This window comes from Dysgonomonas sp. UBA7710 (genome assembly GCF_002482385.1).
Lineage (GTDB): Bacteria > Bacteroidota > Bacteroidia > Bacteroidales > Dysgonomonadaceae > Dysgonomonas.
The window spans coordinates 22,624-36,851 of sequence record NZ_DLFW01000036.1 but is presented as its reverse complement, the minus strand read 5'-3'; the positions used below and the strand labels follow the sequence as shown (position 1 = coordinate 36,851).

The following is a 14,228-nucleotide window of genomic DNA, read 5'->3' as shown; positions in this document are numbered from 1 at the left end:
GAATTATATGGAGCAATCAGGATTTATAGTAGGTATCGACTTAGGCACATCCAAGATAGTTGGAGTAGTAGGTCGTAAGAACGAGCAGGGAGTGATTTCCATTCTTGCATCGGAAAGTATCCCTTCCGATTCGTGTGTAAAATATGGTGTAATATACAATATAGACGAAGCGGCAGGTAAGATTAAGAAACTTATCAACTTGCTCGAGAACAAAACAGGAAAGAAAATAGGAAAGGCGTATGTATCGGTTGCCGGAAAATCACTCCGGGCAATAGAGCATAAAGAAACCAAGTTATTGGATGGGACAACGCCTATCACTTTTGCTTTGCTGGATAATCTGGAACAACAGGCGAAACTGAATAAGCCTGAGTTTTTTACCAATTACAGTGTTCTTGCTCCCGAATACTATCTGGACGGAAACTATGAAGAAGACCCGATAGATAAAATAGGGTCTACACTTGAAGGTCATTACCGTCTGGTCATAGGTCGCCCCAATATAAAGACCAGTCTGGCAAAAAGTATAACAGAGAAAGCCCAGATAGAGATTGCAGGCTATATAGTAGGTCCTGTTGCTGCGGGGGCTTTAGTTCTCGACGAGCACGACAGGCAGGCAGGATGCGCTCTTGTCGATTTTGGTGCGGGTACTACGACTTTATCCATATACAAAGGAGGCTTGTTACGCTTCATGTCTGTGATACCTTTCGGTGGACGTACTATAACGAAAGATGTACAGGAACTTGGTTTTGTTTTCGAATCGGCCGAAACGTATAAAATTCGTTACGGCAGATTAGGAAAAGATAAGAATAAGGCTGCAGCAGATGTTTCTCCCGATGTAGATCTAAGAGAGCTGAATAAGGTGATACAACTCCGTCAGGACGAAATTATACTGAATGTTATCAATCAAATAAAATTATCGGGATATGCCGATGAACTGGATGCGGGCATTATCATGATAGGCGGAGCCTCTCAAATGAATGGCCTGGTCGATCACCTTGCCGAAAAATCACAGCTCCCGGTAAAACGTGCAGTAGCAAAGCGCGTATATATAAATAATGCTGCCGAGTTGCTTCAGAACCCGTTGTATACACAGGCTTTGAGCTTATTGCTTTTTGCAAATGAAAATTGTGAGAAGAAGGAAATTGTGGTACCTAAAGTAGAACCTGTAGTTACCCCGACTCCGCCGCCTGTGGAAGAGGATGACGAACCCGAGGAAGATACTAAGAGAAATAAAAAACATAAGAAGCAAAAAGACGGTAAGCAAACGACCCTGTTTGGCTTTTTTGAAAAAATACAGAACTTCGGAGGAACGATGTTCAACGACGAAGAGTAAATTAGTTACGAGTTACGAGTAGACAAGTTACAAGTGAAATGAATATAAGCTAACGGCTATCAGCTAATAGCTAAAGCTAAATATTAAAAATATGGATGAAAAAATACTTGATTTCCAGTTTCCAAAGAAAACCCAGACTATAATAAAAGTAATTGGTGTAGGAGGTGGCGGTGGCAATGCCGTGAATCATATGTATAATGAAGGGATACACGATGTATCGTTTGCATTGTGCAATACCGATAATCAGGCCCTTTGTGAATCTCCTGTGGAAACCCGTGTCCAACTGGGACGGAAAACAACGGAAGGTCTTGGGGCCGGTAACCGTCCGGAGGTGGCGAAAGCTGCTGCAGAAGAGAGCAGGGACGATTTGGAAAGACTACTAAACGACGGAACCAGAATGGCCTTTATCACAGCGGGTATGGGAGGTGGCACAGGTACGGGAGCAGCACCTGTGGTAGCACGTATTGCCAAAGATATGGGAATCCTTACGGTAGGTATTGTAACTATTCCGTTTGTATTCGAAGGCCGTAAAAAAATAATACAGGCTTTGCGTGGAGTCGAAGATATAGCGAAGAATGTAGATGCATTGCTCGTTATCAACAATGAGCGGCTGATAGATATTTACGCCGATCTTACTATTCCGAATGCCTTTGCAAAAGCTGATGATACATTGACTATCGCGGCAAAAGGTATCGCAGAAATAATCACGGTACATGGTCATATCAATCTCGACTTTGCCGATGTGAAGACAATTCTCAAAGACGGTGGGGTTGCTATCATGAGTAGCGGATACGGTGAAGGTGAAAGCCGTGTGGAAGATGCGATTGTAAATGCTCTGCACTCTCCGTTGTTGAATAACAATGATGTATTTGATGCCAAGAAAATATTATTCAATATATATTCAAGCGACGAGAATCCTCTTATTGTAGAAGAAATGGAAGCCGTCGCTAACTTCATGAAGCGTTTCGGCCCTGAAATAGAAGTTATCTGGGGTACAGCTACAGATAAGAAACTGGGAGAGAAGGTGAAGATAACACTTCTTGCCACAGGATTCGGTATGTCCAGCATTCCGGGTATAGATGAGCATTACCGCGAAATGACAGAAGAGGAGGAAATACTCGAGGAAGAACGTATCAGGACAGAGGAAGAGGAAAAACGCCGCATTAACGAAATGATAGAAAAACATTACGGCAAAGACGGAGTGCAGACGATGGCGGTAAGAACATCTTTCTTCACCCCCAAGCCTATTATATTATCTACAGAAGAGCTGGATAATGACCGTATTGTGGATGCGCTGGAAAATACTCCTGTTTTTAAGCGTGACGATAAATTTAATCCGGGAGAGTATAAACCCGAAGCAAAGAAGCCGGGAGAATTATTCTGATTTAATAAAACAATATAATAAAGACATATAACCATGAACTTATTCGATCAAGTTAGTGAAGGAATAAAAGATGCAATGCGTGCGAAAGATAAAATCAGATTAGAAGCATTGCGTGGTATCAAAAAGGAATTTATAGAGGCAAAAACAGCAAAAGGAGCTAACGATGAGCTTTCCGACGAAGCAGCTATTCAGATACTTCAGAAAATGGCGAAGCAACGTCGCGACAGTGCAGCCATCTACACCACGCAGAACCGTACCGACCTTGCCGAAAACGAACTGGCAGAACTGGCGGTTATAGAGGCATTTTTACCTAAGCAACTATCGCAGGACGAACTGGATGCTAAAATCAGTGAAATCATTACTCAGGTTGGTGCAACTTCACCTGCCGATATGGGCAAGGTAATGGGTGTGGCTACAAAGGCATTGGCCGGAGTTGCAGCAGGTAAGGTTATCTCTGAGACAGTAAAGAAGCTATTGAACAAATGAAATAGACTAGACAATCTATATAATTTAAGAGCAGGGTATAATAAATATCCTGCTCTTTTCTTTTTTGTGTTCTATTGCTGTATCACGTGAATCTTTTATGTGGTTTATCCTGCATAATAAAACAAATTACTCATTAAAGAATTATAGCGCCAATAAAGATGCTCTTACCTGAACATTTTTTCTATCACATCATCTTCGAGTAATGAGATGATTGTCTTACCATCGGGAGTATGCTTATGTGCAGGCGATGCAAACAGTTGGTCTACAATTTTATTCATCTCTTCGTCGGATAATTTATGCCCGTAAGGTATAGATGCGGCATTGGCCATCGACAAGGCAAGGGATTCCTGTATTTCTTCCTTTACATCGCTTCCGCTGTCTACACTCCGGCTTATCATATTATGCACAAGCTGTACTGGATCTACATTTGTGATTTCGGAAGGCGTTCCGTTTATTGCATAGGCATTGTTGCCAAGATGGCTCAAATCGAATCCTACAGCTTCCAGATCGTCCATCAGATAAGGAATCATCGCCGCTTCGGAAGGTGATAACTCGATTATATCGGGAAACAAAGCCCGTTGCGATATACCTCTCTTCTGACGAATTTGCGCGATAAACTGGTCGAACAGGATACGGACATGTGCCCGGTGCTGGTCTATGAGCATCAGACCCGATTTTACAGAAGTCAGTATGTATTTATTCTTATATTGGTAATGGACTACCATTTCGGTGTTTACAGAAGGAGCATTCGTCTCCGGATTGGGTGAGTGGCTGAATATATTCACATCCGTATCCGGCTCTATATCTACATTTGAACTGTTCTTGTCTTTTTCAAATCCTTCATAAAATTTTTCCCAGTCTACATTCTGACGTTGGTAGCCGGTACCAGAAGAAGGGCTTTTGAAAGGATTGTATGACGGGTTTATATTCACACGTGGCTGGCTTACATTCTTCGACGGATCGTGAATAGGTATGTCTATGGCATCCGTTGTATCGAAGTCAATGGTAGGTACCTCATTGAATTTACCTAACGCTTCTTTTACTGCTGCCGATAATATTTGCCAGATGGGTTGTTCATTCTCGAATTTTATTTCGGTTTTTGTAGGATGTATATTCACATCGATAGTGTCCGGCTCAACATCGAAATAGATAAAGTAGTTAGGATTCTCACCTGATGGTATCAACGGTTCGAAAGCAGCAGTCACAGCCTTGTTGAAATACGGATGGCGCATATAACGCCCATTCACAAAGAAATATTGCAAGGCTCTTGTTTTGCGGGCCGATTCGGGTTTTCCTACAAATCCTTTTATCTTTACCAGAGAAGTATCTATATCGATGGATATCAGTTGCTGGTTGAAATTCTTTCCTACCACATTTACTATTCGCTGGCGCAGATTGCATGCAGGATACCGGAGAACTTCAATATCATTGTCGGTGAAAGAGAATTCTATTTCGGGATTTACCAGCACTATCCGTTCCAACTCGGTAAGTATATTCCTCCGTTCGGTATCGTTCGATTTAAGGAACTTACGGCGGGCAGGGACATTGAAAAAGATGTTCTTTACCGAAAAATTACTTCCTTTGGGACAGGCGATACATTCCTGAGCTTCAACCCTCGACCCCGATATCTGGAGCAAAGTACCTAGTTCGTCCTCTTCCCTGCGGGTCTTCACTTCTACCTGTGCAATAGCGGCGATAGAGGGCAATGCCTCTCCACGGAATCCCATTGTATGCAGGGCAAACAGATCATCAGCCGACCTTATTTTCGAAGTTGCATGACGTTCAAAAGCCATGCGTACATCGGTAGCGGACATGCCTTTACCGTTGTCAATGACCTGAACTAATGTCCGTCCTGCATCTTTGACAATAAGTTGTATAGTGTCGGCTCCTGCATCAATAGCATTTTCGACCAGTTCTTTTACTACGGATGAGGGTCGTTGAATGACCTCTCCCGCAGCAATCTGATTGGCTATGGAATCGGGTAAAAGATGTATTATATCGCTCATTTATTGTATTTCAAGATTTAGAATTTCAAGATTTCAAAATTACTTGTATCTTGTCTCTTTGTAACTCGTAACCGGATTATTCTTCCCTGTCAAAAACCGCCGGACGTTTAGGTCGTACATCCCCGGCTTTTTTAGGAGCTTTCCTGAATATATCGTCTTTGTCCAGAGGTCTTATATAATCGTACCAGTAAAAGTCCTTTAGTCTCAATTGTTCGGTTGTCACCAGATGGAAAGGCGTTGTTTTGCCTACAGGCTTAGGCCAGACTACTAACTTTTCGAACTGTCCGTCGTTCATGAAAATCTGCAGGTAACTACCTTCCAGCCAGTTGAGGACACCGTTTAGTGTACCGTCCCGTTCTTCCGGATAGGCTATTGTTTCCACGTTTCCTTCGGCCAACACTCTTTTTACTTTCTTATTTTCGAAGAAAATTTTCATCGAACGGCTTTTCAGCTGGTTGAAGTGTATAGAGTCTTTTTCTTCGATAGAGAAACTATACTGCTTTATATGCATCCGGTCAATGGTACTGTCATTCATGAATATATCTATCGTGTCACCCGACAGCTGCCTGTTGGTATTCCACAATATAGGGTCCCGGTACATGTGGATGATGGAATCCTTCGAGTTGAACTGCAGGGAATCACATACGCCTTGCATATCGGAACGGTAGAACCTTACTCCATAATAGGCTTTTATCAGACGAAACTCTTTCCGGGCAGTATCTGTAGGCTGTTGTAGTGCAGGTACCGTGTAAAGCGGCATAGTATCCGCAGGAAGGCCCATATCTACCCGCGCCGAATCGTTTTGGAAACGGTCGATGATATGCAAAGAATCCCTGGCCAGAGAGTCCAGGATCAGAGGTTCGGGTTTTACGAGAGAATCTACTGCAACAGGTTTTATCTTAGGAATATAACTGCTGTCTATAATTGTCAGTAATTTCAGGGTATCGGCATGTATATACAAGCTGTCTCCCTGCGAATACTCGATGCAATATGCAGAATCGGTAGCTAATGCCGAATTGTTAAGTTCATTATAATAACCGTAATTACCGATAAGGATTATTTTCTTTACAGTATCCTGTAAAAACATATTACCGAATACTTCGCCATAGCCCAATGTCTTGTAATAAAAGATGGAATCACCCCTGAGATAACGGTTTCCTTCTTTATTCATTACTGTAGACTGGTCGAGAAGGAGTGACCTTTCTGTTTCTGTATTGTACCACCCGTTACTGGTGTATATGACTCCGCTGTCGGATACTATTTCGGTGGGAGTGGTGAATATAGCGACTTTCTCGTTCGTATTGTATTTCAGCTTGTCCGAATAAAGGGTAAAATTCGGATTCTTCAAGATGACGCTATCCTTGAATGTGGCAATCCGGATATTAGGTTCGTATTGTCCCCAGAAAGAGGTCAATTCGTTGAGCGAATCCACAAGCATACCGCCGTCGAAATAATAACCGAGATTCATAGTCCGGTCATAATTAAGACTGTCGGTAAACAATGTTATCGGGTTTCTTTTACTTTTGGGAGAATGTTCCAGATTCACATTCTCGCGGACTTTCACCAGCTTCGTATTCCCGTCATAATGCATATATCTTCCGTTCAGGAACAGGGTATCGCCTTGTTCCATACGGACATTGCTGAAAGCCTCGAAAGAATTCTGCTTTTCATCCCAATAGGCGCTGTCGCAGTAGAGATAAGCTCCGTCGTGCAAGAATATAACACTGTCTTTTAAGACCTGCGGCTCAAAATCCGGCCGTCTTATCAGTCTTTTAGAACTGACCAGCTCAATTATTTTGACACCGCCTTTGCTTGCAGGCTGCTGTTTCACAGGGTCCTGCGGTTTTTTGGGGACTTGTGTAATATCCGGCTTCACCCGTGGTGATAACATGGATTGGGCCGAAGCATAAAGAGCAATGAGGCACAGAACACTCACCAGAGGTATTCTATGCCTTTGCATCGCATATTTTATAAGTTTATTGAACACGTCTTTTTTAGTAACTGTTTAAATTTTACCGAGATAATATTTTATGTAGCCATTTTCTCCCTTTGGCATTCTGTTTATATTGTTTTGAGGATAAAATCTGTTTCAAAAACTCATAGAAGAACACCAATAAGATTTAAACAGCTACTTGATTTCGGTTTATTTAATCTTATTAGTACTATTATCTTTAATCCATCCGGAATATTGGAAATCACAGTTTCGCCAGTTTTCGTCAATGAAAACGTATGTATCCTTAATCTTTGTTTGGAGCCATTTGCGGAGTATTTCCTCTTGTTTATGTGCTTCTACTATTTCTTTCAGGGCCTGATAGTCGTCGGATACATTGGCTACGTGTCCTTCGGTGCGGCTTCTGAGTTTTACGATGGCTACGACTTCTTTACCGTTATCTGTCTTCATTCTGAACGGAGCTGATACCTCACCTACTTTCAACTTATCCACAGCGATAGCTACAGCCGGGGGAAGTTCCTCTTTCAGGAAGCGTGGTGTTCCATAATTTGAACTTTCCCTGCGGTTTACCATCAGTCCGTTGTTCTTGCGGGTATCTTTGTCGAATGACAATACAGTCGCATCTTCGAATGTAAACTTATTTTGCTTTATATCCTTGGCGATGGAGTCCATCTTGGCGATTGCTTTTTCAAATTCAGCTTCCGGTACTTTCGGGCGAAGCAGGATATGGCGTACATTTATCAGGTCACCTCTACGTTCGATCAACTGGATAATATGGAATCCATACTCGGTTTCTACTATATTGGATACTTTTTTTGGGTCGTTCAGCGAGAAAGCCATATTGGAGAACTCCGTAACCCAGCTTGCACGTCCGCTGAATCCGGTTTCGCCTCCGTTTTGGGCAGAGCCGTCTTCGGAATACATAATTGCCAGTGTGGAGAAGCTTTCACCTGCATTTACCCTGTTCGTGAAATCTCTAAGGCGTTCTTTTACTTTATCTATCTCAGCCAGAGGAACTATCGGTTCGTTTGTAATTATCTGAACTTCTACGGTAGTGGGTATATATGGCAAGCTGTCCTGAGGCAATTGAGCGTAATATCTTCTTACTTCCGACGGGGTCAGGCTGCTTTTTTTGCCTACCAGTTTTTTCTTTACTTCCGATACCAGATAGCCATTCCGGATTTCTTCCCTCCACTCTTCACGCAACTGGCTCATCGAAGCCTGAAGGTATTCTTCTACTTTTTCTTTAGAACCCAGATTGGCAATAACCATGTTTTCCTGACGGGTTACTCCTCTGGATACTTCTGCCGTAGGTACATCTATACTGTCTATCTTGGCCTGGTCGAGAAACAGTTTTTGTACAGCCAGCTGTTCGGGTATCAGGCAATACGGGTCACCTTCGATACGTTCACCCCTCGACAGCATCATCTGCCGGGCTTTTTCTACATCCGACTTTAGTATAGCTTCATCTCCTACTACCCAGATTATCTGGTCGATAATATTGTCCTGAGCCTTACACAAAAGCCCCGAACTTAATAGTATTGCTAATAAAATAAATTTTCCGGCCTGTTTTACCATTTGTATGTTCAATTAAAAAATCGCGTAAATATAGTGATAATGTATTACTTTTTCTCTTAACGTAAAAAAAGAAGTTATATTCTATTTGTTATAAAACTTAATTTCTTCATCCGAAACTGCTTTGTCATACAAGTCTTTTTTCACTTGCTGCAAGTAATCGGCTTTCTTTTGTTCCATATACATTTCGGACAGTTGGCCTTTTATATAATCGTATGGAGCCTCGCTTCCTGCCAGTTCATATTCCTTGATATTCAATAGATAAACGAATGAAGAATCGCGCAATTCCAGATTTTTATTCCTTTGAAGAAATATTTTTTTATCAGTAACGGCAGGAGGCATATTTTCCAGTACGTCGACCAGTCCTACCCATTTGTCATAAAAATATTCGTAGGCCACCGCATTCTGTAATGTGTTCTTTTCAATATTTTCTATTGCGGCATCATTTCCCTGTTTGTACCATTTCTGAAAATTCGCAAGTTGTTTTGAGTTCGCGGGGATTTTCAGATACAGGCCCTTTATAATGTTGTCTTCCAGCTTAAATTTGTCCTTATTCTGCTCATAGTATGCTTTCAGTTCATTTTCCGAAACGGATTTTGAAAAATGCTCTTTTAGCAGTTGTTCCTGATATGAACTTGTAATCAGCGACTTTTTGTAACTTTCTACTAATTCGTCTATATCCTTCTTGTTTATAATGTTTTGCAGAGCCTTATTGTACATCAGCTGGTCGTTTACCCATATGTCGATATAAGATTTGGCTGCCGCAGTACTGTCTTCAGCAGATAGTCCCATGGGGATGATTTCGTCCAGATCGGCCTGGTAGAGGGTTTTATCTCCCACAGTGACAATCGGATTTAACGCCCGGTCAGCATCAGCTGTTCCTCTTCCACTACAGGAAAATGCTATGAAAACTATAAAAAACAGATGTAAGCACATAAGGATCTTTTTCATTGTTTCAGATTTAATGCCGGCTTGTTAATATCTACTTTGTATTTATTGCGGAGGTAAGTTGTCCAGTCTTTTTCCAGTTTTTCCTGATAATCCAGCTCCACTGCGTAACGGACATCAGTATAGTCCTCAGGGGCATTTATAAACTTTCCGGTTACGAAGAAATACGGATATCCTTTGAATGGGGCAGGGGTAGCACCTTCATATATTTTATTGTCTACATATGCATTGCTGCCTTTTATCCATAGTCCCCGCTCAATTTTGACTTGTAAAGAGTCCTTGTTCAGCGTGGCATCTACCTCTTTGATGAAAATTTCAGGGGATTTTGTCCTTTTAGAGACGGCCTCGGCTTTCTTCAGTATATCCTCACTCTTTGCATATACCACCATGCCTTTATATTTAGGGCCATCCAATGAATATTTCACTTTGTTTTTGTCGAAACAGGCTGCCAGTCCGTCCGCATCGGTTTTTGAGCGTTCCCATACATTTTTATTTTGTACGTCATAATATAACAGACCGTCGGAAAATTCATTCATAGTGCGGGCAAAGTCTGGAAATCTCTTGTCGAGTGTATCTTCTTCATAGTCGGATAGCAGGATTGCCTGAAAACCTTCGAAATATTCGTTGAGTATATCCGACGACAGACTATAAGGAGAGGCTTCTTCCGTCTGCATGATTGTGATATCATCCGTATTTTTTGTCCTTTCTTTTTGCCTGTAATTGATATACTTGGCAAATTCGCGGACCGGATATGCCCTTTGTCCGTCGATATCGAACAGGATTTCGTCACCGTTCTTTATCATTTTCAGAAACACCGAATCACGTGGTGATACGGTTTCTGTTATTTCATATAATTTGGAGAAAGCTTCTTTGTTGACTGTAACATTAAAATTACTTTTCAGCCTGTGTCTTTTCTCGTCGCTAAGTGCTTGAACTTTATCGCTTTTCAGTATTCTTTCCCGTAACTGATTTCTCATTACATCAAGACTCTCTGCCGGTATTTTCCGTAATAGCCTTATAATGTGGTAGCCATAGTTTGACATCACCGGCTTACTTATATCACCGGCATTTTCCAGATTGAAAGCTGCCATAGTAAAATCCATAGGCAGGTTCGAGTCCAGTTTTACAATACCGAAGTAACATCCGTTGGCTTCCATTTTATGCACTTTGGAAAATAAATCGCAAAGAGACTGGTAATCTGCCGGAGACTTTATGTTTTCATATTCTCTCCACGCTACTTTTCCCACACTGTCTATCTGCTGCTGTGATGGAGGCAGATGTGAGAAGTTAAACACGACTTGTTCTATTTCCACTGCTCCCATTGCGGGACGTCTATTCAGTATTTGTACAATATGATATCCCCGGGCTGCACGTATCGGCATGCTTAGTTCGTTTAGTGGCAGGCTGTATATGGCATCTTCTACTTTGGCGGCAAACATGAAAGGTGATACCCACCCTATGTATCCGTTGCGGGATTCGGCGCGGGGGTAGAATCCCGCACCCGAACGCGGGGTACTCAGTTCTGCTCCGGTGAATCCGTCTTTCAGGATTCTGGCTCTGGCTTCCATCGCCTTCTTGTATGCCCTCAAAGTATCGGCAGGGAGTACTATTTCTTCATTGTCGAATGGGAACATGACATGGTTGATCTCTACATTTTCCTGCATCCGCTTATATATCTTCTCTATATATTCATCCTCATAGTCGGTATTATTCATATATTTCTGGGCCATCTGCGACCTGTAGGATGAAAGCTGCCGCCGATAAGACGCTGTTGTATCCAGTTGTTGAGCTTTAGCTTCAGTTACATTCAGTTTGAAATCTACATATGAATTTACAAAGTCGGCGAAGTTCTGCTTGGTTTCGGCATTGTTATTTCCTTTTTTGTAGGCGTATTCGACCTCTGACTTATACACGGGTATCCCATCTATTGTGAACACGACAGTCTCGTCCTGTTGTGCAAATGTACACAATGTAGCAAGTAGTGCGAAGAATAATAAAGAAAGCTTTTTTATCATACAAGTAAGCTATGTAAAAATAAACCAGACACAAAGATACAAGAAATATAAGCTCATAATGTTTTAAAATATTCTAAAATAAAAACTCTGTATGTTTTTATTAACATACAGAGCCTTAATTTATTTCAGAATTTATGCGATCGTATTTATTCTCCGCGGCTGTAATTCGGTGCTTCGCTTGTTATTGCCACATCGTGCGGATGGCTTTCAGCCACTCCGGCATTTGTGATGCGTGTAAACTTAGCGTTATGCAGGGTTTCTATGTTATTGGCTCCGCAATAACCCATACCTGCGCGCAGACCGCCCGTCATCTGGTAAACAACTTCGAACAGTGAGCCTTTGAATGGTACACGGGCGGCGATGCCTTCGGGTACAAGCTTCTTTATATCGGCTTCCATATCCTGGAAGTAGCGGTCTTTCGAGCCTTTTTCCATTGCTTCGAGAGAGCCCATTCCACGATATGATTTGAATTTACGTCCGTTGAATATAATAGTTTCGCCGGGAGATTCTTCCACTCCGGCAAGTAATGAGCCCATCATTACCGAATAACCTCCGGCCGCCAAGGCTTTTACTATATCTCCCGAATAGCGCAGACCTCCGTCGGCAATTAACGGAACTCCTGTTCCTTTCAGCGTTTTGGCAACGTCATAGATAGCTGATAATTGCGGAACACCGATTCCCGCGACTACACGTGTAGTACAGATAGAACCCGGCCCGATACCTACTTTCACCGCATCGGCTCCTGCATCTACCAGATATTTGGCAGCTTCGCCTGTGGCGATGTTACCCACTACGACGTCTATACCGGGATAAGCAGCTTTTACTCTTTTCAGCATATCGGCTACCCCTTTCGAATGACCGTGCGCTGTGTCTATAACAATGGCATCTACTCCCGCTTCGACCAATGCGGCTACGCGGTCCAGCGTATCATATGTCACGCCCACTCCGGCAGCGACACGCAAACGTCCGTGTTCGTCTTTGCATGCGAACGGTTTATCTTTAGCTTTAGTTATGTCTTTGTATGTAATCAGCCCGATCAGCCTGTTTTCGGAATCTACTACAGGCAGTTTTTCTATTTTGTGCTGTTGAAGGATGTCTGCCGCGGCTTCCAGATCGGTGCTCTGGCGTGTAGTGATAATCCTGTCTTTGGTCATCACATCGTCTATCAGCTGGTTCATATCGCGGCGGAATCGCAGGTCGCGGTTGGTAACGATACCCACAAGATAGTTGTTGGTGTCTACAACAGGAATACCTCCGATTTTAAATTCGGCCATCATAGCAAGTGCCTGGCCTACCGTTTTGTCGCGAAGGATGCTTACGGGATTTGAGATCATGCCGTTTTCGGCACGTTTTACGAATCTTACCTGTTGGGCCTGGGCTTCGATCGACATATTTTTATGTATAACACCAATACCTCCTTCGCGGGCGATGGCAATGGCCAGTTTAGCTTCCGTGACTGTGTCCATAGCCGCCGAAACGATTGGGATATTTAATTTGATATTGCGTGAGAAACTTGTCGAGAGATCGACTTCGCGTGGGAGAACTTCTGAATAAGCGGGGATCAACAATACATCGTCGAATGTCAATCCATCCATGACTACTTTATCTGCAATAAAAGACATATATAAAAGAGCTTTTGAAATTTATTGCGTGCAAATATAGTCATTTTTTGGCAAACGGAGTTTCTTTTTGATTAAAAAAGATGCGGATTTGTCAAATAATTTTAGAGTCGGTTTGAATTTTAACAATTAAACGTTAATTAGTCTGATTTGCTAATCTGTCAATATTCTGGTAGAATGTATCAATATGAAAAGTTCTATTGTTTCATCTATCGATTTGTCGGAGATATAATCGGGAGCTTCGGTTTTGAGGCGGTCGAAAACCGCATGGTATTCTTCTGTATTCCTGAAAGACTGGTATTGCTTTTTCTTAAAGTTATTCAGTTCTTTTCTGTTTAGTTTCTTTTCCTTGATTATAGTCCCGTCTTTTATTTCCAGAAGTATATAGTTTTTTGGAGAGTCCCCGTTCTTAAAACCATCTTCGGGTATTTCCCCCGCAAGCATCAGGCCCGACACCCAGTCTGCTTTTGCCCGGGTTGTATTGGGAAACAGCGAAGTGTATGCATTCTCCCTCTTTATTTGCAGATCCTCCATATAGTATTTTTGTATTGCTGTTACATAAAGCTGATTGTCTTCGATCTGGAATGTCCCTATATAACCTTGTCTGGGCCCGGTAGATACAATGACTTCGCCATCAGGGGTAGTCTCTGCATGATCTGCTTTGTTGATGAAAAAATGCGATAAGTATTTGCTGTCCACTATGCTGTATTCTTTTCCATTGTATAGTAATTTATCGGGAGTGTACACACTGGCCGACAGATTGGAATATACTGTCAGCAGGAGGATGAGTAAAAACTGTTTTTTCATTGAGGACGCCGGTTAATAATAAAAAATGTCTGGGCTCAAAATTAGATATTTATTTCGAGATCATACTGTAGGGCGCTTTATTTTTTATCGTTTCAGGATTCATTTAT

The 14,228-nt window shown here is 42.1% G+C and carries 10 protein-coding genes; 3 read left to right on the top strand and 7 right to left on the bottom strand.

Annotation, left to right across the window (positions count from 1 at the left end):
* The first annotated feature begins 7 nt into the window (after window positions 1-7).
* From ftsA to B3317_RS11270, 3 genes are all read left to right on the top strand, one after another.
* Entirely contained in the window at window positions 8-1,330 is a 1,323-nt protein-coding gene (ftsA, locus tag B3317_RS11280; RefSeq protein WP_291111502.1) for a cell division protein FtsA, read from the top strand.
* Window positions 1,331-1,421: 91 nt separating this feature from the next.
* Entirely contained in the window at window positions 1,422-2,714 is a 1,293-nt protein-coding gene (gene ftsZ / locus B3317_RS11275) for a cell division protein FtsZ (RefSeq protein WP_006799039.1), read from the top strand.
* A gap of 33 nt (window positions 2,715-2,747) precedes the next feature.
* The gene (locus B3317_RS11270) at window positions 2,748-3,200 is read left to right on the top strand and encodes a GatB/YqeY domain-containing protein (protein ID WP_291111500.1); all 453 of its coding nucleotides are present in this window, start codon (window positions 2,748-2,750) and stop codon (window positions 3,198-3,200) included.
* A gap of 164 nt (window positions 3,201-3,364) precedes the next feature.
* On the opposite strand, the gene mutL is transcribed toward B3317_RS11270, so the two are convergent.
* The 7 genes from mutL to B3317_RS11235 all read right to left on the bottom strand — a co-directional run bounded on the left by mutL (window position 3,365) and on the right by B3317_RS11235 (window position 14,121).
* Window positions 3,365-5,206 carry a DNA mismatch repair endonuclease MutL gene (mutL, locus tag B3317_RS11265; protein WP_291111498.1) on the bottom strand — a complete coding sequence of 614 codons (1,842 nt, stop codon included), beginning with the start codon at window positions 5,204-5,206 and terminating at the stop codon, window positions 3,365-3,367.
* A gap of 76 nt (window positions 5,207-5,282) precedes the next feature.
* The gene (locus B3317_RS11260; protein WP_291111496.1) at window positions 5,283-7,166 is read right to left on the bottom strand and encodes an OstA-like protein; all 1,884 of its coding nucleotides are present in this window, start codon (window positions 7,164-7,166) and stop codon (window positions 5,283-5,285) included.
* Window positions 7,167-7,349: 183 nt separating this feature from the next.
* Entirely contained in the window at window positions 7,350-8,735 is a 1,386-nt protein-coding gene (locus tag B3317_RS11255; RefSeq protein WP_291111495.1) for a peptidylprolyl isomerase, read from the bottom strand.
* An 81-nt stretch (window positions 8,736-8,816) separates the two neighbouring features.
* Window positions 8,817-9,683 (bottom strand): peptidylprolyl isomerase, encoded by an 867-nt coding sequence (locus B3317_RS11250; protein ID WP_291111494.1) that lies wholly within the window; start codon window positions 9,681-9,683, stop codon window positions 8,817-8,819.
* Window positions 9,680-11,695: a peptidylprolyl isomerase gene (locus B3317_RS11245; protein ID WP_291111492.1), complete on the bottom strand. Its 2,016-nt coding sequence runs from the start codon at window positions 11,693-11,695 to the stop codon at window positions 9,680-9,682. The genes B3317_RS11250 and B3317_RS11245 overlap by 4 nt, the downstream gene beginning before the upstream one ends.
* Window positions 11,696-11,841: 146 nt before the next feature.
* Window positions 11,842-13,317: an IMP dehydrogenase gene (gene guaB / locus B3317_RS11240; RefSeq protein ID WP_291111491.1), complete on the bottom strand. Its 1,476-nt coding sequence runs from the start codon at window positions 13,315-13,317 to the stop codon at window positions 11,842-11,844.
* 150 nt (window positions 13,318-13,467) lie between these two features.
* Window positions 13,468-14,121, bottom strand: a complete 654-nt coding sequence (locus B3317_RS11235) for a hypothetical protein (RefSeq protein WP_291111489.1) — start codon at window positions 14,119-14,121, stop codon at window positions 13,468-13,470.
* Window positions 14,122-14,228 lie beyond the last annotated feature (107 nt).